The sequence below is a fragment of the Streptomyces sp. NPDC059874 genome (assembly GCF_042731135.1).
GTDB lineage: Bacteria > Actinomycetota > Actinomycetes > Streptomycetales > Streptomycetaceae > Streptomyces.
In genome coordinates, this window is sequence record NZ_JBHWJY010000003.1 from 141,084 (window position 1) to 163,218 (window position 22,135).

The window sequence follows — 22,135 nt, forward strand, 5'->3', positions numbered from 1 at the left end:
AGCGCTTCCAATAACTTCCCCACCTCTCGGAGGAAGCATCATGCGCAAGTCCGTCCGAGCCGCATCGGCCCTGCTGGCCGGTGTCCTCACCACTGGTCTCGCCCTGATCGAGGCCGGCCCGGCGTACGCCGCCGACCCGACCACCATGACCAGCGGCTTCTACACCGACCCCGACAACTCCGCCCTGCGGTGGGCCAACGCGAACCCCGGCGACGGGCGGGCGGCGGCGATCCGGACGTCCATCGCCAACACCCCGGCGGCCCGCTGGTTCGGCAACTGGAGCGGCGACATCGGCACCGCCACCGGCGCCTACGTCGGCCGCGCGGACTCCTACGACAAGCTGCCGATCCTGGTCGCGTACAACATCCCCAATCGGGACATCTGCGCCGGTCACTCCGGCGGCGGCGCCGGGAGCCGCGCCGCGTACGACGCCTGGATCGCCGCCTTCGCCAGTGGCATCGGCAACCGTCCGGCCGTCGTCGTCCTCGAACCCGACGCGCTCGGCCACGAAAGCTGCATGACGGCCGATCAGATCGCCGAGCGCAACGCCATGCTGAAGAACGCGATCGCCCAGTTCAAGGCCAAAGCACCCAATACCTGGGTCTACCTCGACGCCGGGAACCCCGGCTGGATCGGCGCCTCGACCATGGCGCAGCAGCTCGCCGCCGCCGGTGTCAGCGGGGCACGCGGCTTCGTGCTCAACGTCTCCAACTACTTCACCACCGACCAGAACACCTCCTACGGCAACGCGGTCAACTCCGCTCTCGGCTCCTACGGCTACACCAAGCCGTTCGTCGTCGACACCAGCCGCAACGGCAACGGCTCCAACGGCCAGTGGTGCAACCCCGCGGGCCGCCGGATCGGTACTCCGAGTCGGCACGGCGGAGGCGGCGCCGAAATGCTGCTGTGGATCAAGATGCCCGGCGAGTCCGACGGCAACTGCGGCGTCGGGGCCGGCTCCTCGGCCGGGCAGTTCCTGCCCGAGGTCGCCTACAAGATGATCTACGGCTACTGACCCTCCCCCTCGCCGCCGGCCGAACCCCTACCGAAGGAAACCCGTGCGCGTACCCCTGCACCGATTGGTCCTGGCAGCGAGCGCACTCACGTGGCTCCTCGGCGCCGTCGTTCCGGCCCCTGCCGAGGCAAGCTCCGTGCCGGCCTCCCACACGCTTCCCACGAACACCCGCTTCTACGTCGATCCCGACAGTGACGCGGCCCACCAGGCAGTCACCGATCTGCTCCACGGGGACTTCGACCGCGCCGCTTCCATGGCGAAGCTGGCCAGTTGGCCGCAGGCCGCCTGGTTCACCGACGGCACCCCCCAACAGGTCGAGTCCCGCGTACGCGCCCTGGTACGCCGCGCCGAGCGAACCCTGACGGTGCCAGTCCTGGTGGCCTACAACATCCCGCTGCGCGACTGCTCCCAGTACTCCTCCGGCGGTGCGCAGTCGGACGCCGAGTACCAGGCCTGGATCAGCGCCTTCGCCCGGGGGCTCGGCCGCAGCAAGGCCGTCGTCATCCTCGAACCGGACGGACTGGCCAACCTCCCCTCCGACTGCGGTCCCGGCAGCGACCCCACCGGCGCGATCACCACCGGCCGCTTCGCCGACCTCAACCACGCGATCGACGTCCTGGAGCGGCAGCCGAACAGCGTCGTCTACCTGGACGCCGGCAACAGCCACTGGCGCAGCGTCGGCGACATCGCACAGCGCCTCCTCCAGGCCGGTGTCGCCCGCACCCAGGGCTTCTCGCTGAACGTCTCCAACCATCTGGCCACGGATCTGTCCACCCATTACGGCACCTGGGTCTCCCAGTGCATCTGGTTCGCCACCAAGGGCCCGGACTGGGCCAAGGGGCACCCGGAGTGGTGCGCGAGCCAGTACTACTCCCCGTCAGCACCGAACGACGGGCAGCCGGGGAACTCCGTGAACGTGGACGACCCGTCCACGTGGCATTGGACCGACCAGTGGTTCCAGCAGAACGTCGGTGCCCCGCCCGCGCAGGAGCTCACCCACCTCGTCGTCGACACCAGCCGCAACGGCCGGGGCGCCTGGACCCCGCCCGCAGGCAAGTACAGCGGCGACCCGCAGACCTGGTGCAACGCTCCCGGTCGCGGCATCGGCGCCCGGCCGACCGCGAACACCCGTATCGCGCTCGTCGACGCCTATCTCTGGATCAAGACCGTCGGCCAGTCCGACGGCCAGTGCAACCGCAGCATCCCGGGCGGCACCATCGATCCGGAGTACGGCATCGTCGATCCCGCGGCCGGGGTGTGGTGGCCGGAACAGGCCACGTCCCTCGTCCGGAACGCCGATCCCGCACTGGAGTTCAACAGGGTCCCGCGCTGACCGGGTCCATCTTCACGCCAGTGGCGGCGTCGCCCACTACGAAGTCTCGCGGATGATCAATGAGTCATCGCCATCGAAATACTTTCGATGGCGATGACTGACAGAAAAGCCGAAATTGGGCTGCCGAGAGGCACGCATTCTCGAAATCCTTTCGAAACTCTTGACTTGTTTCAGCAGGGTTTCCAGACTGAGGCTCGAGGTGGTCCGCCTTTCCGTGTCCGGGCGCCAGGGGACCGGCCCTCAATTTTTCCGTCCCGGCGGTGAGCGTCCTTTTGCCGGACGCGGGCGTCGTTCACGCGGATTCACCTGCCGCGCTCCAGTCCTTCCGTCTTTTCTGTCCTGGAGGCTCTTTCATGGGCTCGAATTCCATTCCCCCCACCACCGTCCGCCGGAGGATCGGTGGTTTATATGCGGCCCTGGTCGTTGCCGTTCTCGGTTCGGCCGCCGCGCTGGTGGCGCCGTTGACCTCACACGCCGCCGAGAGCACGCTCGGTGGCGCGGCGGCGCAGAGCGGCCGGTACTTCGGAACCGCCATCGCATCGGGCAGGCTGGGCGACTCGACGTATACGACGATCGCGGGCCGCGAGTTCAACTCGGTGACGCCCGAGAACGAGATGAAGATCGATGCCACCGAGCCGCAACAGGGCCAGTTCAACTTCGCCGCAGGTGACCGCGTCTACAACTGGGCGGTGCAGAACGGCAAGCAGGTACGCGGCCACACCCTCGCCTGGCACTCCCAGCAGCCGGGCTGGATGCAGAACCTCAGCGGCAGCACGCTGCGCCAGGCGATGAACAACCACATCACCGGCGTGATGGCCCACTACAAGGGCAGGATCGTCCAGTGGGACGTGGTGAACGAGGCCTTCGCCGACGGCAGTTCGGGAGCCCGGCGCGACTCCAACCTCCAGCGCACCGGCAACGACTGGATCGAGGTCGCCTTCCGCACCGCGCGCGCCGCCGACCCGGCCGCCAAGCTCTGCTACAACGACTACAACGTCGAGAACTGGACCTGGGCCAAAACCCAGGCAGTGTACGCCATGGTCCGAGACTTCAAGCAGCGCGGCGTGCCGATCGACTGCGTCGGCTTCCAGTCCCACTTCAACAACGACAGCCCCTACAACAGCAACTTCCGCACCACCCTGCGGAGCTTCGCCGCCCTCGGCGTCGATGTGGCCGTCACCGAACTCGACATCCAGGGCGCCTCGGCCACGACCTACGCCAACGTGACCAACGACTGCCTGGCCGTCCCGCGCTGCCTCGGCATCACCGTCTGGGGTGTGCGCGACACCGACTCCTGGCGATCGGAGCAATCGCCGCTGCTGTTCGACGGCAACGGCAACAAGAAGCCCGCCTACACCTCCGTGCTCAACGCGCTCAACGCCGGCTCCTCGACGCCCGCTCCGACCCCCTCGCCCGGTTCCGGACAGATCAAGGGCGTCGGTTCAGGCCGCTGCCTGGACGTGCCCGGCGCCAGTACCACCGACGGCACCCAGGTCAACCTGTGGGACTGCAACAACCGCACCAACCAGCAGTGGTCGTACACGGCGAACGGTGAGCTCAAGGTCTACGGCAACAAGTGCCTGGACGCTGCCGGCACCGGCAACGGCGTCAAAGTCCAGATCTACAGCTGCTGGGGCGGCGACAACCAGAAATGGCGCCTCAACTCCGACGGATCCATCGTCAGGGTCCAGTCCGGCCTCTGCCTTGACGCCACCGGCAACGGCACCGCCAACGGCACCCTGATCCAGCTCTACTCCTGCTCGAACGCCGGCAACCAGCGCTGGACCCGCACCTGAACGACTGAAGACGCCGTGGTGGCGGTTCGAGCTACGGCCAACTGCAACGATCGAACGGCACCGCGGCCTGCCTGAGTGCCGGCTCCGACGCACGTCGGTGGTCCAGAACGCGCTCTGCCAGCCGCACCTGGTCGGCGGCCGGCAGGGCGTGAGGGTCGTTCAGGAGCAGAGCGCACCGCCCGGCGTGTGGCGCGTCGGGGTCGCGTTGGTACCCGAGTACGTCGCCTGGAAGCCGAAGCTCGCGCTGCCGCCCGGCGCCGGGCGCCGGCGTGCCGTTCCACCCGGTGTCCCGGGCGGTGACCTTCCTTGGTGGGCGGGACAGGGGCGGGACCGCTCCCCATGACAGCCGGCACCGGACAGCCCGTCAAGGCGCTTGGCTTCGAGGCGCCACAGCGCGACGCGCGCTCCACGGCCGGACCCGAGCGACCTCCGACGGCACGACTCATGTGTCGTCCGGCGGTGCGCGGCCTCAGATGCCCGGGGCGTGAGGGACGTTGCCGTAATAGGCGTCCGGTCCGTGCTTGCGGGTGAAGTGCCGCTCCAGCAGATGCCTCGGCGGCTCGGAGGTGTCCCCGAGGCGGGACCCGAGCGCCAGCGTGTGCAGCGCCATCTCCGCCACGGCCTCGCAGACGATGGCGTTCTCCAGCGCAGCCCTCGCGGTGGCGCCCCAGGTGAAGGGGCCGTGTCGTGAGACGAGCGCTCCGGGGACCTCGTCGGCCCGACGGGGGTCGCCGTCCAGCCGGGCGACGATCACCTGTCCGGTGTTGTACTCGTAGTCCCGCGCGCACTGCTCGGCGGTGAGGTCTGCCGTCACGGGGACGGGCCCGTTGAAGGTGTCGGCGTGTGTCGTACCGAGCACGGGGATCGGGCGGCGCGCCTGGGCGAAGGCGACGGCGTGCGCCGAGTGCGTGTGGGTGACACCACCGATGGAGGGGAACGCCCGGTAGAGGCACCGATGGGTTTCGGTGTCGGTGGACGGCCTGAGGTGCCCGTCGACGACCCGCCCGTCCTCCAGGGCCACCACGACCAGGTCCTCTTCGGTGAGGTCGGCGTAGGAGACCCCGGACGGCTTGATGACGAAGACGCCGGCGTCTCGATCCACTCCGCTGACGTTTCCCCAGGTGAGGGTGGCCAGGCCGGCCTCCGGGATGCGCAGGTTGGCCGCGAGCACTTCGCGACGGAGGTCCTTGAGGCTGGTCTCGCTCACTACACTCTCACCGTCTCTTCGACATGGGCGGCGGTTTCCCGGGACCGGCGTCCGGCAGGCCCCGCAGTCACGCATGAGTGGGCTGGACTGATCGGGGGGCCGCACCAGGCATCGCGGTTGCGCTACCACGGCAACCCCCAGCAAATTGTGAACGCTAACAAGCGAGAATCTCAAGAGGTACGGGAGGATTCCTCCCCACACCCCGCGGTCAACGCTGCATAATGTGAGCGCCAACATCGATAGCGGCTAGTCGACAATCTCCCGGTCGGTCCGAGACGTGTGCGGGCCGCGGCGGGTTCGATACCTTGAGGGAAGGCCGCTCGATGAGGAAAGGAAGAGAGTTGACCCAGCTCCCAGACGTCTCGCGCGCGCCCACGATGACGGACGTCGCGCGCGTCGCCGGCGTGTCCCATCAGACCGTTTCACGGGTGCTCAGCGACCACCCGAACGTCAGCGCCAAGACCCGGGCCGCGGTGACGCAGGTCATCGAGCAGCTGGGGTACCGCCGCAACTCGGCGGCCCGGGCTCTGGCCACTCGCCGGACCCACACCCTGGGCGTCATCGCGGTGAACACCACTCTGCACGGGCCCGCCAGCACCGTGGCGGGAGTTCAGGAGGCGGCTCGGGACCGAGGCTATCTGACGTCCGCCGTCACGCTTCGGACGGCGACGCAGACGGCCCTCGCCGAGGCCATGCAGCACCTCGCCGGGTGGGGCGTGGAGGGGATCGTCGCCGTCACTCCCCAGCGCGCCGCGGTGAGGGCCCTGGCGGCGTTGGAGGCACCGTGCCCGGTGGTCACCGTGGAAGGCGGCCACACCCTGGACCTGCCGGGGGTGTCGCTGGACCAGAACCTCGGCGCTCGCCTGATCACGGAACATCTCCTCGCCTCGGGCCACGCCACCGTGTGGCATGTCGCGGGCCCTCCCGACTGGCTCGAGAGCGAGGCCCGCACGCAGGGGTGGGAGGAAGCGCTACGAGAGGCCGGCGCCGAGGTGCCGCCCCTGCTCCGCGGCGACTGGAGTCCGCTGTCGGGATACCAGGCCGGCCAGCGGCTCGCCGGTCGGGTACGGGCGTCACGAGGGCAGGGAGCGGGCCTCACCGCGGTGTTCGTCGCCAACGATCAGATGGCCCTCGGTGTCCTCAGAGCCTTGCGGGAAGCGGGGCTGCGCACGCCGGAGGACGTAGCGGTGGCCGGCTTCGACGACATCCCCGAGGCGGAGTTCTTCCCACCCCCGCTGACGACGATCCGTCAGGACTTCGCCTCGCTCGGCCGCGACAGCATCGGCTTGCTCCTGGATCACATCGAAGGCCGGACCGACGAGTCGACGCACCTGGTGGTGGCGCCCGAGCTCATCGTGCGCGCCAGTACGGCCCGCAGGATCGCTCCACCCGGCGAATGATCCCCCCTGCCCGGCGCGGCGGACAGCACCGGCCCGCCCCTCTCAGGTGGTGACCGTGGTGAAGCCGTGGAGCGATGCGGTTGGCGTAACGGCCCACCGTCGCACCGAAGCAGCGAGCGGAGCCCTCGCAGGCGGGGTCGCGGGCCGTGAGCGCCACATCGGCCGTGTGGCCCGGCGGTCCGGCAGGATCAGCGAATGGAGGCGGGCGCCGCGCGTGGACCCGTACCCGGAAGCCGAAGTCAGTCGACGGCGGTGCGGCGTCCACTCATCAGGCGTTGTAGCACGATGAACACCAGCAGCAGGGAGCCGATGACGATCCGGGTCCACCAGGAGCTGAGCGTGCCCTGGAAGTTGACGACCGTCTGGATCATGCCGAGGACGAGCACGCCGAGAGCGGAGCCCAGGACGAAGCCGGAGCCTCCGGTCAGCAGCGTGCCGCCGATCACGGTGGCGGCGATCGCGTCGAGTTCCATGCCCATGGCGTGGAGGGCGTAGCCGGAGAGCATGTAGAAGGTCAGCAGCAGGCCGCCGAGTGCGGAGCACAGGCCGCTGACGGCGTATACGGCGATCTTGGTGGAGCCCACCGGAAGGCCCATCAGGCGTGCGGAAGGCTCATTGCCGCCCAGCGCGTACACGTTGCGGCCGAAGCGCGTGTGGTGCATTACGACGAAGGCGACCACCAGCACGGCCAGGGCGATGACCACCGGGATCGAGACGAACAGTCCCCCCGGGCCGTACAGCCGGGTCTGTGCGATTCCCGCCGTGGTGGGGTCGCTGATCGTGATGGATTCGGTGCTGATCGTGTAGCAGAGCCCGCGGGCGAGGAACATGCCGGCCAGGGTGACGATGAACGGCTGGATCTCGAAGGTGTGGATGATCCAGCCCATGAGCGTCCCGCTCGCGGCGCCGACCAGCAGGACCAGTGGAATGACGGTGGCCAGGGGCCAGCCGTGCGACTCGACCAGCCAGGCGGTGAGCGTGGTCGACAGGGCCACCATGGATCCGACGGACAGATCGATGCCTCCGGTGAGGATGACGAAGGTCGCCCCGACCGCGACAACCAGGAGGAATCCGTTGTCGATCAGCAGGTTCAGCACGACTTGCGCGGAGAGGAAGCCCTCGTAGCGCACCGATCCGATGCTGAACATGACGACCAGCAGGACGGCCGTGACGATCAGCGGGATACGCGTGCGGGCGCGCGGGGACAGGGTCGCGAAGGGGCGGGTGAGCCCAGCGGCGGCGCTCGCGATGCCGGTACTCATGCGCGTACCTCCTGCTGCTGCGGGGTGGCGCCCGCTGCGGTGTGGGATCGGGGAGTGGTTGTCCTGCGGCGGCGCAGGATCTTGGCCCGGAAGACCGGGGACTGCACGAGGCAGACGACGATGACGACGAAGGCCTTGAAGACGAGGGTGGTCTCGGGTGGGACGCCAAGGGTGTAGACGGTGGTGGCGAGGGTCTGGATGATCAGGGCGCCGAGGACGGTGCCGCCGAGGGAGAAGCGTCCTCCGGTCAGGGCGGTGCCGCCGACGACGACGGCGAGGATCGCGTCGAGTTCGATCCACAGGCCGGCGTTGTTGCCGTCGGCGCTGGAGACGTTGGAACTGATCATCAGCCCGGCGACGGCGGCGCACAGCGCGCTGAAGACATAGACCAGGGCGAGCAGACCGCCGGCGCGGATGCCGACCAGGCGGCTGGCGGCGGGGTTGCCGCCCACGGACTCGATCAGCATGCCGAGTGCGCTGCGACGGGTGAAGAAGGCGGTGAACGCGACGAGGGCGGCTGCCAAGAGGACGGCGAACGGGAAGGTCAGCCAGTAGCCGCCTCCGATCATCTTGTAGGGGGCGCTGGTCACCGTGATGATCTGGCCGTCGGTGATCAGCTGGGCGACGCCGCGGCCCGCGACCATGAGGATCAAGGTGGCCACGATGGGCTGCACCCCCAGCCCGGACACCAGGAAGCCGTTGGCGAGGCCCAGCACGAGGGCGACGCCGAGCGCGAGGGCGACGGCCGTGAGCATGGTGGCGACGCTGCCGGGATGTGCGGCGGTGGAGATGTGCCCACAGGCGAGGGCACCGGCGATGGCGACGGTGGAACCCACCGAGAGGTCGATGCCGCGGGTGGCGATGACGAGGGTCATGCCGAGCGCCACCAGGGTGAGGGGCGCGCCGAACTGGAGGATGTCGATGAGGCTGCCGTAGAGGTGGCCGTCGCGTACGCGGACGGAGAAGAAGTCGTGGTGGAACGCGAGGTTGCCGAGGAGCAGGGCGAACAGGATGAGCGTTGGCCACAGCAGGCGGTGGCCGGCCAGTCGTCTCCCGATTCCGCCGGCCGCCTTGGACTTGGCAGGCTGGGGGGTCATGAGTCCGCTCCGGTGGCGATGGTCGTGAGGATGCGTTCGGGCGTGACGCTGTCGTCGTTCGTGAGGGTGGCCACCATGCGGTGGTCGCGGAGCACGGCGATGTGGTGGCTCAGGCGCAGGACCTCTTCGAGTTCCGCCGAGATGAACAGCACCGCGGTGCCTTCGCTCGCCAGGCGGGCGACGAGTTTCTGGATCTCCGCCTTGGCCCCGATGTCGATGCCCCGGGTGGGCTCGTCGAGGATCAGGAGCCGGGGTGCGGTCAGCAGCCAACGGGCGAGGAGGACTTTCTGCTGGTTGCCTCCGCTGAGGTGGCGTACCTGCGCTTCGGGGTCGGCGGGGCGGATGTCCAGGGCCTGGATCCAGTGCCGTGCCAGTTCGTCCTGTTTCGTACGGGCCAGCGGCCTGGTCCAGCCGCGGGCGGCCTGCAGAGCGAGGATGATGTTCTCGCGGACCGTGAGCTCGCCCACCAGTCCCTCGGACTTGCGGTTCTCGGAGCAGAAAGCGATGCCTCGGGCGATGGCGTGGCGGGGGGTGCGCAGGAGTACCTTCTTGCCCTCGATGCTCACTTCTCCGCCGTCCGCGCTGTCCGCGCCGAACAGGAGGCGCGCCGCCTCCGTGCGGCCGGAGCCCAGGAGGCCGGCCAGTCCGATGACCTCGCCGGCATGGATGTCGAGGTCGTACGGTTCGATCGAGCCCGTGCGGGTCAGTTGTCGTGCCTGGAGGAACGGCTCGCTGGTGTCCCGTTCGGCCGCTTCCTCGTGGGCACGGTCGGACAGCTGGTCGAGAGTGGCCAGTTCTCCGCCGATCATGCGCTGTACCAGCGTCACCGGAGTGAGTTCGCCGATGGGGTACTCGCCTTCCAGGTGGCCGTTGCGCAGGATGGTGACGCGGTCGCAGAGATCGAATACCTGGTCGAGGAAGTGCGTGACGAACAGGATGGCCGCACCGCGGTCCCGCAGGCGCCGCACCAGGGTGAAGAGCTGGGCGACCTCCTCGCGATCCAGGCTGGAGCTGGGTTCGTCCAGCACGAGCACCTTCGCCGAGACGTCCACCGCCCGGACGATGGCGACCAGCTGCTGCACCGCCAGGGAGTGCGAACCGAGCAGACTGGTGACGTCGAGGTCGAGGTCCAGTTCCGTCAGCAGCTCTGCCGCCCGCTGCCGCATCGCGGACCGGTGGATGAGGCCGAGCCGGCGCGGTTCGCGCCCGATGAGGATGTTCTCGGCGACCGAGATGTTCGGGCAGAGGTTGACCTCCTGGTAGACGGTGCTGATTCCGGCCTGCTGCGCCTGGAGGGGGTCCGCGAACGCGTGGGGCCGGCCGTCAACGAGGATGGTGCCGCCGTCGGCGGGGTGGACACCGGTGAGCACCTTGATCAAGGTGGACTTCCCGGCGCCGTTCTCGCCCATCAGGGCGTGCACCTCACCGGGGAAGAGCCGCAGGGCGACTCCGTCGAGGGCGAGCACGCCCGGGAACTGCTTGCGGACGTCCTGGGCTTCCAGGACCGGCCGCGGGCCGCCGGCGTCCGCGGGCCGCGGGGTGGACGGGGATGCCATCCGCCCTCCTCTCGTGGGTGGGGTGGTGGAAAGGGCTCCGGGCGGCGCGGGGACGTTCCCCACCTCCCCGAGGCCGCTTGGCCTCCTCCGGAACCGGAACGTGCGGTTTCAGTAGTTCCGGGACGGAAGGGCGGCCGCGGCCTTGTCCTGCGGGAAGACACCCTCCACGGTCTCGACACGAGTCGGGACGCTCTCCCCGGCCGCGACCTTCTTGGTCAGCTCCATCAGTTGGTCGCCGAGCATCGGGTTGCACTCCACCACGACGTTGATCTTGCCCTCGGTCATCGCGACGAAGGCGTCCTTGATCCCGTCCACCGAGATCACCTTGATGTCCGTTCCGGGCTTCTTGCCGGACTCCTCGATGGCCTGGATGGCGCCGAGGGCCATGTCGTCGTTGTGGGCGTAGAGGACGTCGATGTCCTTCTGGGACTTCAGGAACGCCTGCATGACCTCCTTGCCCTTGGCGCGGGTGAAGTCGCCCGACTGCGAGGCAACGATCTTGAACTTGTCGTCGGCGCGGATGACGTCGGCGAAGCCCGCCTTGCGGTCGTTGGCGGGTGCGGAGCCTGTGGTGCCCTGGAGCTCGACGATGTTGACCGGACCCTGCTCGTTCGCGTACGCACCGGTCAGCCACTCGCCCGCGGACTTGCCCTCCTTGACGAAGTCGGAGCCCAGGAACGTCTTGTAGAGGGAGGTGTCCTTGGTGTCCACGGCCCGGTCGGTGAGAATGACCGGGATGCCCGCGTCCTTGGCCTCCTTCAGCACTGTGTCCCAACCGGACTCCACGACCGGCGAGAAGGCGATGACGTCGACCTGCTGCTGAATGAAGGTGCGGATCGCCTTGATCTGGTTCTCCTGCTTCTGCTGCCCGTCGGAGAACTTGAGGGCGATCCCGGCCTTCTTCGCCGCCTCCTGGACGGACTTGGTGTTGGCGGTACGCCAACCGCTCTCGGCGCCGACCTGGGCGAAGCCGAGGGTGATCGTGCCGCCGGAGCCTCCCTTTTCTGCCGAGGAGGGGCCGGGGGCGGGGTTCTTGGTCGAGCAGGCGGTCAACGCCGAGGAGGCGAGAAGGGCGGCGGTGAGGACGAGAGCTGTTCTGCGGGCCATGTCGAGTGTCCTTTCAGGGTGTACGGAAGAGGCGCCGCTCGGCCGGGGCCGGGCTTTGCCCAGGAGGAGTCCCGGGGGTGCCGCGCTGCACGACGGCCGGGGCGGTCGGGGCCGGGCGGGGCGGGGCCGGCAGGAGACGGATCCCCCTGAGGTGGGGGGCGCTGTCGCATTGTGAGCGCTAACAAGCCGCGTTCTCAACCCCCTTGCACGCGTTACCTGTCCGTTACCGCGTCGGGTGCGGCAACGAGGCGGGATCATCTCTTCGCGACGCCATCGACCCTCATCCCACCCCTGGGCCAAAGCCCCAACCCGCGCCGCGTCGAAGGCAGATCCACTCCATGCACCTGCACAGACCTCTTGCCTATCGACATTGTTAGCGCTCACACTACGAGGGGACCACCCGGCCGACCGTCAGGTTTGCGGGCGGCAACTCCGCCTGCCGGGTCGCCTGCCGGGCCGCCTGCTGCCCCACGGCTCCTTCGAAAGGCACTCTGTTGACGTCACCCCATCCCCTCGCGCCCACCCCGTATTCCGAGGAATCGGAGCAGTACACGGTCGGCGTCGACTTCGGCACACTGTCGGGCCGCGCCGTGGTGGTGCGGGTTCGCGACGGTCAGGAACTGGCCGCGGCGGTCCACGCCTACCGGCACGGCGTCATCGACCGGCACCTGCCGCACGGCGGTGCGCAACTGCCTCCGGACTGGGCCCTGCAACACCCCCAGGACTGGCGGGACGTACTGCGTCGCGCCGTCCCGGAGGCCGTGGCGGCGGCCGGGGTCGATCCTGCTGCGGTGATCGGCATCGCCACCGACTTCACCGCGTGCACCGTCCTGCCCACGCTGGCCGACGGGACTCCCCTCGCCGAGACGGAGCTCGCCGGACGGCCGCACGCGTGGCCCAAGCTGTGGAAGCACCACGCGGCCCAGTCGCATGCCGACCGCATCAACGAACTCGCCCACGCCCGCGGGGAGAAGTGGATCGCCCGCTACGGCGGCCGGATCTCCTCCGAGTGGCAGTTCGCGAAGGCCCTCCAGGTGTTGGAGGAGGATCCGCTCGTCTACGAAACCTGCGCGCGGTGGATCGAGGCCGCCGACTGGATCGTGTGGCAGCTCACCGGAGCCGAGTCCCGCAACGCCTGCACGGCCGGATACAAGGGCATCCACCAGGACGGCGCCTATCCGAGCGAGGAGTACCTGGCCGCGCTGAACCCCCGGTTCGCCGACTTCGCACGCACCCGCCTCGCGTTTCCCCTCTCTGCGCTGGGCTCACGCGTGGGCTCGCTCAGCACCAAGGCAGCAGCCTGGACAGGGCTGCGTCCCGGCATCGCCGTGGCCGCGGGCAACGTCGACGCCCACGTCACCGCAGCGGCGGCCCAGGCCGTCGAGGACGGTCAACTGCTCGCCATCATGGGCACCTCCACCTGCCACGTCGTGAACGCTCCCGTCCTCGCCGACGTCCCCGGCATCTGCGGTGTCGTGGGCGGTGGGATCGTCGAGGGAACCTACGGCTACGAGGCCGGCCAGAGCGCGGTCGGCGACATCTTCGCCTGGGTACTGGACCAAGGCGTCCCGCCGGACTACCTCGCCGAGGCCGCCGAACGCGGCGAGGACCTGCACACCCTGCTGACCCGGAAGGCCGCCCGACAGCCGGTCGGCGGCCACGGACTGGTCGCCCTCGACTGGCTGAACGGCAACCGTTCGGTCCTCGTCGACCACCACCTCTCCGGAGTCATGGTGGGTCTCACCCTCGCGACCCGCCCCGAGGACGTCTACCGCGCGCTGCTCGAAGCCACCGCGTTCGGCACCCGCGTCATCGTGGAGGCCCTGGAGACGGGCGGCGTACTGGTGCACGAGTTCATCGTCGCCGGCGGGCTGGCCAAGAACGAACTGCTGATGCAGATCTACTCCGACGTGCTGCGCCGCCCCGTCTCCCTCGCCGCGTCCGACCAGGGCCCCGCTCTCGGGTCGGCCATCCACGCCGCCGTGGCCGCCGGCGCGCACACCGACGTGCGAACGGCCACCGCCGCCATGGGCCGCCGACGGCCTGCCGTCTACACGCCCGACGCCTCCCGGGCCGACGCCTACGACGCCCTCTTCGCCGAGTACCGGCTCCTGCACGACCACTTCGCCGCCGGCGGCTTGCTACACCGCCTGAGGAACATGCGCGACACGGCCCGCACCGCGGGCTGACCCCGCCCCGCTGTTCGTTCCCGCTTCCCCACCCGCCCGCCGCCCTCACCACCGTTGCGGGACGTCACCTTCAGGAGTCCATGTGCCCAGCCAAGCATCCCCCGCCCAGGAAATCTGGTTCCTCACCGGCAGCCAAGGCCTGTACGGAGAGGAGACGCTGAAGCAGGTCGCCGACCAGTCGCGGCAGATCGCCACCGCGCTGGCCGACGCCTCCGGCATTCCCGCGCGCGTGGGGTGGAAGCCGGTACTGACCGACGCCGACACCATCCGCCGGGTGTGCCTCGACGCCAATGCCGACGACCGGTGCATCGGGATCATCGCCTGGATGCACACCTTCTCACCGGCCAAGATGTGGATCGCGGGACTGGACGCGCTGCGCAAGCCGTTGCTGCATCTCCACACCCAGTCGAACGTGGCCCTCCCCTGGGACACCATCGACATGGACTTCATGAACCTCAATCAAGCCGCTCACGGAGACCGCGAGTTCGGGCACATCCAGGCCCGTGTCGGCGTACCCCGCAAGACCGTGGCCGGCCACGTCACCGACCCGGTGACCACCGAACGCATCGCGGTCTGGGCGCGGGCGGCCGCCGCACGATCCGAACTGGCCACCCTCAAGATCGCCCGCTTCGGCGACAACATGCGCGACGTCGCCGTCACCGAGGGCGACAAGGTCGAGGCCCAGCTGCGCTTCGGCGTCTCCGTCAACACCTACGGCGTCAACGACTTGGTGGAGGTCGTCGACAGCGCGGACGGGACCGAGGTGACTTCCCTCGTCAAGGAGTACGAGGACCTGTACCACCTGGCGCCGGAACTGCGGCCCGGAGGCGACCGGCACGACTCCCTGCGCTACGCGGCCCGCATCGAAGCCGGCCTGCGCATCTTCCTGGAAACGGGCGGCTTCGGGGCCTTCACCACCAACTTCGAGGACCTGGGCGGGCTGCGCCAGCTGCCCGGCCTCGCGGTGCAGCGGCTCATGGCCCAGGGGTACGGCTTCGGAGGAGAGGGCGACTGGAAGACCGCCGTCCTGCTGCGCGCCCTCAAGGTCGCCGCCACCGGCCTCCCGGGCGGCACCTCCTTCATGGAGGACTACACCTACGACCTGACAGCGGGCAACCAGCTCATCCTCGGCGCACACATGCTGGAAGTCTGCCCCACCATCGCGGCCGCCAGGCCCAGCTGCGAGATCCACCCCCTCGGCATCGGCGGGCGGGAGGACCCGGTGCGCCTGGTGTTCGACGCCGCCCCCGGCCCGGCCGTGGTGGTCGGCCTCGCCGACCTCGGCGACCGGTTCCGCCTGATCGCCAACGACATCGACGTGGTGGCACCCCCTCACCCGCTGCCCGCCCTGCCCGTTGCCCGCGCGGTCTGGCGGCCCCGCCCCGACCTGCGGACCTCCACCGAATCCTGGCTGACCGCCGGAGGACCGCACCACACCGTCCTCAGCACCGCCCTCACCTCCGACCACCTCGACGACCTGGCGGAGATGCTCCGCCTGGAACTCGCCCTCATCGACGAGACCACCACCCCGAAGCAGTTCCGGCGCGATCTCCGCTGGAACCAGGCGTACTACCGGTTGGCACTGGGACTGTGAACCAGTGTGTCCGGAGCGGCCTGCCGCACCGGGAACTCTCGTGCGGCGAGCCGCTCGGCGGTCTCAGCTCTGCTGCAGGGGAATCAGGATGAACACGAAGTCTGCCGACGCGAGTTCGAGCCGGTACTGGGCAGGACACCGGGTCCCACAGGGGCGGTGCCGAGGCCCTGGACGGCGTGGTCGGTGTGAAGGTCGATCACCGGGCGGCCACCCGCCCGGCGGACCCGCGCGGTCGCGGCCCTAGATCGTCAGGCGGGTGGGATCGGCGATGATCTGTCGGACGGTCGACCATGCCGCGCCCAGCACCGGTCCGCGCCGGCCCAGGGCGGAGGGGCGTACCGCCTCCGGGGTCCAGGGCCGGACGGTGATCCGGGCGGCGAGTTCGGCGCGGATGGACGGGAGGAGCCAGTCGGCGAGTTCGGCGTAGGCGCCGCCCAGAACGAGGGCGTCCGGGTCGATCAGGTTCACCGCCGAGGTGAGGGCGAGGCCCAGGGCCCGTCCTGCACGGTCCAGGGCGCGCAGGGTCGCCGCGTCCCCGGCGCCTGCCCGCTCGGCCAGCAGGGCCACAGGGTCGCCGACGTGCGCGAGCCCGGCCTCGCGCAGCACTGCCGCTTCGCCCGCGTACTCCTCCAGACAGCCGCGTGCCCCGCAGGCGCAGCGGGTGCCCTCCGGGTGGACGGGCAGGTGGCCGAGCTCGCCCGCGAAGCCGCGGGCGCCCCGGAACAGCTGCCCGCCGACGACCAGTGCGGCACCGATTCCGGCCTCGGCGGAGACGTGTACGAAGGTCTCGGCGGGGTTTCCCCGGTGCCACTGCTCGGCCAGCGCCCCGAGGTTGGCCTCGTTCTCCGGCTCGGGCACGGTGCCGCGGTCGGGCCAGTGGTCGGCGGGGCGGACCGCCTGCCAGCCGAGGTTCGGCGCGTTCGCGACCAGCCCGCTCGGCGCGTTCGGCACCACCCCCGGTACGGCCAGGACGCGGCCCTCGACGCGCAGGCCGAGGGCCGCGGCCTCGGACTCCGCCTCGGCGCCCAGCGCGGCGGCCTCCGCCAGCACCTCTCCGGCCGGCCGGCCCGCGTTGGCCCGCTCCACCCGACGCCAGACCCGGGGTTCACCGCGCAGGTCCACGACGCACGCGGCGAGATGGGTGACGCCGATCTCCAGGCCGAGGCCCGCGGGACCCCGATCGTTCAGGGCCAGCGCCCGTCCGGGGCGGCCGACCCGTCCGCTGGGCGCGGTCTCCGTCTCGGTCAGCGCTCCTCGACCGATGAGCTCGTCGGCCATGGAGGAGACGGCCGGCCTGGTCAGGCCCGTGCGCCCGGCGACGTCCGCCCGGGAGAGCGGGCCGTGCGCGGCGACCGCGCCGATCACCGCCGCGAGGTTCTGCCGACGCATCCCCTGCTGCGAGGCGGGCGCGGCCTCCGCGCCCCCGCCCGCCCTGCCGATCACCGTCATTGACCCGACCCTCCTATCGTTCTTCCGGCGAAACCTCCTGCAAGGCCCGCGCCCGCCGCAGAGTACTGGTGATCCGTTCGAGCGTGTCGTCGTCACGGGTCACGGGTTCCAGCACCCGGCCCCCGGCGGTCCCCCAGCGCCGGGCGACGGCGTCGGCAGACTCGCCCGAGAGCAGTGCGGCGGCCTGGGCGGCGGCCCCGAGCGCGACCAGTTCCCGGGCATCGGGCACCTGGACCGCTCGGCCGGACAGCCGCAGGACGGTCTGCTGCCAGGCCCTGCCGCGGGCTCCGCCGCCGATCAGCAGCAAGGGTTCGTCGGGGGCGGGGTTCTCGCCTCCGGCGCGCAGCACGTCGTCCAGGGCCGCGAGCAGGGCTTGGGCGGCGCCGTCGTAGGCAGCCTGGAGCAGCTGGCCCGGCGTGGTGTCGTGGCGCAGGCCGTGGACGAGGCCGGAAGCGCCCGGGAGGTCCGGGGTGCGCTCGCCGTCCAGGTAGGGAAGCACCACCACCGTGCCGCCTCCTTCGACGTCCTCGCGGTCGCGGCCGACGAGGGCGGCGAAGCGGTCGACGGCGAGGGTGCAGTTGAGCGTGCAGGCCAGCGGCAGCCAGCCGCCGAGGGCATCGGCGAAGCCGGCGACGGTTCCGCTCGGGTCGGCGGGCCGGGTCCGGCCGACGGCGTAGACGGTGCCGGAGGTACCGAGGCTCAGCACCGGCCGTCCGGGGGTCAGGCCCAGCCCGAGGGCGGCGGCCATGTTGTCACCGGTCCCGGTGGCCACCAGCGCGCCCTCGCGCAGTGGCATCCCGGCCCGGTCGGCGCCCGCCCGGGCGCCTGGCGGGAGGACCTGTGGCAGCAGCCCGGGGCCGAGGCCGATCCGGCCGAGGACGTCCTGGTCGTAGCCGTCCGGGCCCCACCAGCCGGTTCCCGACGCGTCACCGCGGTCCGTCACCGCCTCGCCGGTCAGCCGCTCCGTCAGGAAGTCGTGGGGAAGCCGGACGGCCGCGACGCGATCGGCGGCGGCGCGCTCGTTCGCGTGCAGCCAGGCCCACTTGGCGGACGTGAACGCGGCCGTCGGGACGCTGCCGGTGCGGCGGGCGAGCTCTGCCGGGCCGAACGCGGCTGCGAGTTCGGCGGCCTGCGGGGCGGAGCGGACGTCGTTCCACAGCAGTGCCGGGCGCACCGGCCGGCCGGCCGGGTCGAGGGTGACCAGGCCGTGCTGCTGGCCGGCGATCGAACAGGCGGCGGCGCGATCCGCCCAGCCGGTGCCCGCCATGGCCTGGCCGAGCGCCCGCCACCACTCTTCGGGGTCGCTCTCGCGTCCGGCGCCCGCGCTGACGGCGTGCGCGGCGCGGCCCTCACCGAGAACGGCGCCGGTTTCCAGGTCGACGGCGAGGGCCTTGGTGGACTGGGTCGAGCTGTCGACACCGATCACGACACGCTGAGCAGACATGCGTTCCTCCGGTGGGCTTCCTTCTGGCGTCTCGGCATACTAATTTGTTTTTCGTCATTACAAATAGCACTCGGCCCGGATCCGGAGCGCCTCATGACCAGCGACCCGCTCGTCCCCACTCCCGCGCACAGGTTCACCTTCGGCCTGTGGACCGTCGGCTGGCAGGGCCGGGACCCCTTCGGTGACGCCACCCGACCTGCCCTCGACCCGGCCCGGACCGTGGAGCGGCTGGCCGGGCTCGGCGCCTACGGCGTCACGTTCCACGACGACGACCTGATCCCCTTCGCGGCCGGCGACACCGCACGCGAGCAGGCGGTCAAACGCTTCCGCAGCGCACTCGACACGGCCGGGTTGAAGGTGCCGATGGCCACCACCAACCTCTTCACCCACCCGGTGTTCAAGGACGGCGCCTTCACCGCCAACGACCGGGACGTCCGCCGGTACGCGCTGCGCAAGACGATCCGCAACATCGACCTGGCCGTGGAACTCGGCGCCTCGGTCTACGTCGCCTGGGGCGGCCGCGAGGGCGCGGAGTCGGGCGCGGCCAAGGACGTGCGCACCGCCCTCGACCGGCTGAAGGAGGCCTTCGACCTGCTGGGCGAGTACGTCGGCAGCCAGGGCTACGACCTGCGCTTCGCGATCGAACCCAAGCCCAACGAGCCGCGCGGCGACATCCTGCTGCCCACCATCGGCCACGCCCTGGCGTTCATCAACGAGTTGGACCGGCCCGAGCGGGTCGGCCTCAACCCGGAGGTCGGCCACGAGCAGATGGCCGGGCTGAACTTCCCGCACGGCATCGCCCAGGCCCTGTGGCACGGCAAGCTGTTCCACATCGACCTCAACGGCCAGACCGGCATCAAGTACGACCAGGACCTGCGCTTCGGAGCGGGCGACCTGCGCCAGGCCTTCTGGCTGGTCGACCTGCTGGAGTCGGCCGGCTACGACGGGCCCCGCCACTTCGACTTCAAGCCGCCGCGCACCGAGGATTCCGCCGGAGTCTGGGCCTCGGCGGCCGCCTGCATGCGCAACTACCTGCTTCTGGCCGAGCGTTCCCGCGCCTTCCGGTCCGATCCGGCGGTCCAGGCCGCGCTGGCCGCCTCCCGACTGCCCGAACTCGCCCTTCCCACAGCCGAGGACGGCCTGGCCGGTCTCCTGGCCGACAGGTCCGCCTTCGACGACTTCGACGTCGATGCCGCCGCCCGCCGCGGCATGGCCTTCGAACGCCTGGACCAGCTCGCCCTCGAACACCTCCTCGGCGCCCGCTGAGCCCGTGTGCCCATGAGCCGGGCCGTGGCGTTCCACGGCCCGGCTCCGCACGAGGAAACCGCCGGGAGGTGTCCACCCGCAGCGACAGCTCACCCGCACTGAGCTCGACCACCGCGCCGTCCCGGTACACCTTCCCCACATCCGGTCGCGCCCCGGGCAGCGTGTACTCCGGCCCCCGCCGCACCAAACCGGCGCGGTGGGTGACGCGGACCCCGTTCACGCCCTCGGCCGGCGACCAGCACTCGACGGTCAGCCGGGTTCCTCCGCCTGCGCGCGGTGCGCGGTGATCAGGCCCCGGTACCAGTGGTAGCTGTCCTTGGGCGTCCGGGTCAGGGTGTCGTAGTCGACGTGGACCAGGCCGAAGCGCTGACTGTAGCCGCGCGCCCACGTCATCCTCCGCGGAGCCGTTCTCGGTGATCCAGACCGGCGGAAGCCGCGGGTAGCGGGCGTGGAGTTCGCGGAGCAATTCTGTGAGCGCGTCCGGGACCACGGGCCATCCCATGGTGGTCCGCCGGGCCCTGTACCGGTCCAGCTCGGTGACGCCGATGTCCACGGCGGTGCGCACTTCGGGGTCGGCCTCGCGGTGGGCGGCGGCGAACGTCACTGGGCGGTAGAAGTTGACCCCGAGGAAGTCCAGTGGGGCGCCGATCAGTTCCAGGTCGCCCGCCAACCGCCACGGGCCGTCGGCGAGGCCGGCCCAGGTCTCGGCCTCGTGCGCAGGGTAGCGGCCGGCGAGGAGCGGCTCGGTCCAGACCTCGTTGTGGAGGACCTTGGCACGGCGCAGGGCGGCCCGGCCCTCGGGAAGGGCGGAGGCGAGATGGATGCGGTCGAGGTTGAGGGTGATCCCGACCTCCTGGGCGCCCGCGGCGCGCAGCTCCCGGATCGCGAGGCCGTGGGCGACCAGCAGGTGGTGTGCGGCCGCCAGTGCGCCGCGGCCCTCCTCGGCGCCGGGGGCGTGCCGCCCCTCGGCGGGCGATGGCGGCGTTGCTGTACGCGGCTGCGCAGGCTCCTACCCCGCCTCCCCGACCCCCGCTGTCTCCGGTCCCGGACAAGGGGGCGGCTACACCGCCATCCCACCGCCGGGGAGCGCCGTCCCGCGGGTCGGCAACTCCTTCCACCGGGGCCGAGTACGACCACCCGCACTTCGGCCGCCGGGGCACGACCTGCGCGCGTCCGTCACCGCGACGACCCGGAACTTCCCCGGACGGGCGTCAGCGGTCGGGCAGCCTTCCCTACTCGGCCGAGAAGCGGTACACCGTCGTCGAGCGGTACTCCTCCCCCGGGCACAGGTGGGTGGAGGGGTACTCGGGCCGGTTCGGCGAGTCCGGAAAGTGCTGGGTCTCCAGCGCGATGCCCGCGTACGCGAAGTACGGGCGACCGGATCGGCCGGTCAGCGCGCCGTCGAAGTGGTTTCCGGTGTAGATCTGGAGCCCCGGCTCCGTCGTCAGGCATTCGACGCGGCGGCCGCTGGCAGGGTGGCTCAGGACAGCGGCCCGCCTGAGCCCGGCGCCGTCGAGCACCCAGTTGTGGTCGAAGCCATCGCCGGCCCGGCGGATCTGCGGGTGTTCCTCGGTGATGCGGGCACCGATCGTCCGGGCCTCGCGGAGGTCGAACGGCGTGCCGGTGACGGACTCGGCCGGACCGAGCGGTATCAGTTCTGCGTCCACGGGGGTGTAACGGGCGGCCTCGACCCGCAGCAGGTGGCCGAGCACCGTCCCACAGCCCTCGCCGGCCAGGTTGACGTACATGTGGTTGGTGAGGTTGACGACCGTCGGGGCATCCGTGGTCGCGCGGTAAGTGAGGGAGAGTTCGCCCTCGGGGCCGAGCAGGTAGGTGACCTCGGCCGTGAGGGCGCCCGGGAATCCCTGGTCGCCGTCGGGGCTGTCCATGCGGAAACGGACGCCGGCCCGCCTTCCCACGCGGACCGGCACGCCGTCCCAGAGGCGAGTGGCGAAGCCGTCCGGTCCGCCGTGCAGGGTGTGGCCGCCCTGCTGGGTCGCCAGCCGGTGCGTCGTGCCGTTGAGGGGCAGCGTTCCGCCGGCGATTCGATTGGCGTAGCGGCCGACCGTCGCGCCGAAGTAGGCCGCCTCCCCGAACAGATCCGCTGTGCTCTCGCAGCCCAGGACGACGTTGGCACACCGCCCGTCCCGGTCTGGCGCGTGCAGGGCCTGCAAGCGGGCTCCCAGACTGAGCACCTCCGCTGTCACGCCCTCCGGGGAGCCGAACGTCCAGCGGGTGATACGCCGCCCGTCCGGGAGCTCTGCGGCAGCCTCCTGGGTCACCGTCACTTCACCGGATCCCTCCCGGGAGGCCCCGGCCTTCAGGACGGGGAGGGATGGGTCCTTGGGTCGGAGGGCGGAGCGCCGCAGTTCGGTTCGCATCTGGTCTGACCTGTCCTTTCGGTTGTTGCAGTGGTCCGG

The 22,135-nt window shown here is 70.7% G+C and carries 15 protein-coding genes and 1 pseudogene; 7 read left to right on the forward strand and 9 right to left on the reverse strand.

Annotated features, from left to right (window positions below):
- Positions 1–40 precede the first annotated feature (40 nt).
- The 3 genes from ACFV9H_RS02995 to ACFV9H_RS03005 all read left to right on the forward strand — a co-directional run bounded on the left by ACFV9H_RS02995 (position 41) and on the right by ACFV9H_RS03005 (position 4,144).
- Positions 41–1,015 (forward strand): glycoside hydrolase family 6 protein, encoded by a 975-nt coding sequence (locus ACFV9H_RS02995; protein WP_385392453.1) that lies wholly within the window; start codon positions 41–43, stop codon positions 1,013–1,015.
- A 43-nt stretch (positions 1,016–1,058) separates the two neighbouring features.
- The gene (locus ACFV9H_RS03000; RefSeq protein WP_385392455.1) at positions 1,059–2,348 is read left to right on the forward strand and encodes a glycoside hydrolase family 6 protein; all 1,290 of its coding nucleotides are present in this window, start codon (positions 1,059–1,061) and stop codon (positions 2,346–2,348) included.
- A gap of 353 nt (positions 2,349–2,701) precedes the next feature.
- Entirely contained in the window at positions 2,702–4,144 is a 1,443-nt protein-coding gene (locus ACFV9H_RS03005) for an endo-1,4-beta-xylanase (protein ID WP_385392458.1), read from the forward strand.
- Positions 4,145–4,613: 469 nt separating this feature from the next.
- Here the strand turns inward: ACFV9H_RS03005 and araD are convergent, their stop codons facing one another.
- Positions 4,614–5,351 carry an L-ribulose-5-phosphate 4-epimerase AraD gene (gene araD, locus ACFV9H_RS03010; protein WP_385392461.1) on the reverse strand — a complete coding sequence of 246 codons (738 nt, stop codon included), beginning with the start codon at positions 5,349–5,351 and terminating at the stop codon, positions 4,614–4,616.
- Between the two features lie 323 nt (positions 5,352–5,674).
- On the opposite strand from araD, the gene ACFV9H_RS03015 reads away from it, so the two are divergent.
- A complete protein-coding gene (locus ACFV9H_RS03015; protein WP_385392464.1) occupies positions 5,675–6,751 on the forward strand; it encodes a LacI family DNA-binding transcriptional regulator in 1,077 nt (358 codons plus the stop codon).
- Positions 6,752–6,990: 239 nt separating this feature from the next.
- Here the strand turns inward: ACFV9H_RS03015 and yjfF are convergent, their stop codons facing one another.
- From yjfF to ACFV9H_RS03035, 4 genes are all read right to left on the reverse strand, one after another.
- Complete coding sequence (yjfF, locus tag ACFV9H_RS03020) at positions 6,991–8,013, reverse strand: galactofuranose ABC transporter, permease protein YjfF (protein WP_385392467.1); 1,023 nt, start codon at positions 8,011–8,013, stop codon at positions 6,991–6,993.
- On the reverse strand, positions 8,010–9,110 hold the full coding sequence (locus ACFV9H_RS03025) for an ABC transporter permease (RefSeq protein ID WP_385392470.1): 1,101 nt from the start codon (positions 9,108–9,110) through the stop codon (positions 8,010–8,012). Before ACFV9H_RS03025 ends, yjfF begins: the two co-directional genes overlap by 4 nt.
- Positions 9,107–10,666, reverse strand: a complete 1,560-nt coding sequence (locus ACFV9H_RS03030) for a sugar ABC transporter ATP-binding protein (protein WP_385392473.1) — start codon at positions 10,664–10,666, stop codon at positions 9,107–9,109. The genes ACFV9H_RS03025 and ACFV9H_RS03030 overlap by 4 nt, the downstream gene beginning before the upstream one ends.
- A gap of 108 nt (positions 10,667–10,774) precedes the next feature.
- Positions 10,775–11,773, reverse strand: coding sequence for an ABC transporter substrate-binding protein (locus ACFV9H_RS03035; RefSeq protein ID WP_385392475.1), 999 nt, complete (start codon positions 11,771–11,773; stop codon positions 10,775–10,777).
- A gap of 494 nt (positions 11,774–12,267) precedes the next feature.
- On the opposite strand from ACFV9H_RS03035, the gene araB reads away from it, so the two are divergent.
- Positions 12,268–13,962, forward strand: coding sequence for a ribulokinase (gene araB / locus ACFV9H_RS03040; RefSeq protein WP_385392477.1), 1,695 nt, complete (start codon positions 12,268–12,270; stop codon positions 13,960–13,962).
- Between the two features lie 82 nt (positions 13,963–14,044).
- Positions 14,045–15,556 carry an L-arabinose isomerase gene (gene araA, locus ACFV9H_RS03045; RefSeq protein ID WP_385392480.1) on the forward strand — a complete coding sequence of 504 codons (1,512 nt, stop codon included), beginning with the start codon at positions 14,045–14,047 and terminating at the stop codon, positions 15,554–15,556.
- A gap of 240 nt (positions 15,557–15,796) precedes the next feature.
- On the opposite strand, the gene ACFV9H_RS03050 is transcribed toward araA, so the two are convergent.
- Both ACFV9H_RS03050 and xylB read right to left on the reverse strand, forming a co-directional pair.
- Positions 15,797–17,005, reverse strand: a complete 1,209-nt coding sequence (locus ACFV9H_RS03050) for an ROK family protein (protein WP_385392482.1) — start codon at positions 17,003–17,005, stop codon at positions 15,797–15,799.
- A 13-nt stretch (positions 17,006–17,018) separates the two neighbouring features.
- Positions 17,019–18,449 (reverse strand): xylulokinase, encoded by a 1,431-nt coding sequence (gene xylB, locus ACFV9H_RS03055; RefSeq protein ID WP_385392485.1) that lies wholly within the window; start codon positions 18,447–18,449, stop codon positions 17,019–17,021.
- A 93-nt stretch (positions 18,450–18,542) separates the two neighbouring features.
- Here xylB and xylA point away from each other — a divergent pair, with 93 nt between their 5' ends.
- Positions 18,543–19,715 carry a xylose isomerase gene (gene xylA / locus ACFV9H_RS03060; RefSeq protein WP_385392487.1) on the forward strand — a complete coding sequence of 391 codons (1,173 nt, stop codon included), beginning with the start codon at positions 18,543–18,545 and terminating at the stop codon, positions 19,713–19,715.
- Positions 19,716–19,964: 249 nt separating this feature from the next.
- On the opposite strand, the pseudogene ACFV9H_RS03065 reads toward xylA, so the two are convergent.
- Together ACFV9H_RS03065 and ACFV9H_RS03070 are read right to left on the reverse strand one after the other, a co-directional pair.
- A pseudogene (locus ACFV9H_RS03065) lies at positions 19,965–20,679 on the reverse strand (family 1 glycosylhydrolase); the annotation flags it as partial.
- 268 nt (positions 20,680–20,947) lie between these two features.
- Positions 20,948–22,003, reverse strand: coding sequence for an aldose epimerase family protein (locus ACFV9H_RS03070; protein WP_385392490.1), 1,056 nt, complete (start codon positions 22,001–22,003; stop codon positions 20,948–20,950).
- Between the last annotated feature and the right edge of the window lie 132 nt (positions 22,004–22,135).

Excerpts from the sequence above, each read along its gene's own strand:
- ACFV9H_RS02995 (WP_385392453.1), top strand. The coding sequence starts at position 41 with ATGCGCAAGTCCGTCCGAGCCGCATCGGCCCTGCTGGCCGGTGTCCTC.
- ACFV9H_RS03005 (WP_385392458.1), top strand. The coding sequence starts at position 2,702 with ATGGGCTCGAATTCCATTCCCCCCACCACCGTCCGCCGGAGGATCGGT.
- ACFV9H_RS03015 (WP_385392464.1), top strand. The coding sequence starts at position 5,675 with ATGAGGAAAGGAAGAGAGTTGACCCAGCTCCCAGACGTCTCGCGCGCG.
- yjfF (WP_385392467.1), bottom strand. The coding sequence starts at position 8,013 with ATGAGTACCGGCATCGCGAGCGCCGCCGCTGGGCTCACCCGCCCCTTC.
- ACFV9H_RS03025 (WP_385392470.1), bottom strand. The coding sequence starts at position 9,110 with ATGACCCCCCAGCCTGCCAAGTCCAAGGCGGCCGGCGGAATCGGGAGA.
- ACFV9H_RS03030 (WP_385392473.1), bottom strand. The coding sequence starts at position 10,666 with ATGGCATCCCCGTCCACCCCGCGGCCCGCGGACGCCGGCGGCCCGCGG.
- ACFV9H_RS03035 (WP_385392475.1), bottom strand. The coding sequence starts at position 11,773 with ATGGCCCGCAGAACAGCTCTCGTCCTCACCGCCGCCCTTCTCGCCTCC.
- ACFV9H_RS03050 (WP_385392482.1), bottom strand. The coding sequence starts at position 17,005 with ATGACGGTGATCGGCAGGGCGGGCGGGGGCGCGGAGGCCGCGCCCGCC.
- xylB (WP_385392485.1), bottom strand. The coding sequence starts at position 18,449 with ATGTCTGCTCAGCGTGTCGTGATCGGTGTCGACAGCTCGACCCAGTCC.
- xylA (WP_385392487.1), top strand. The coding sequence starts at position 18,543 with ATGACCAGCGACCCGCTCGTCCCCACTCCCGCGCACAGGTTCACCTTC.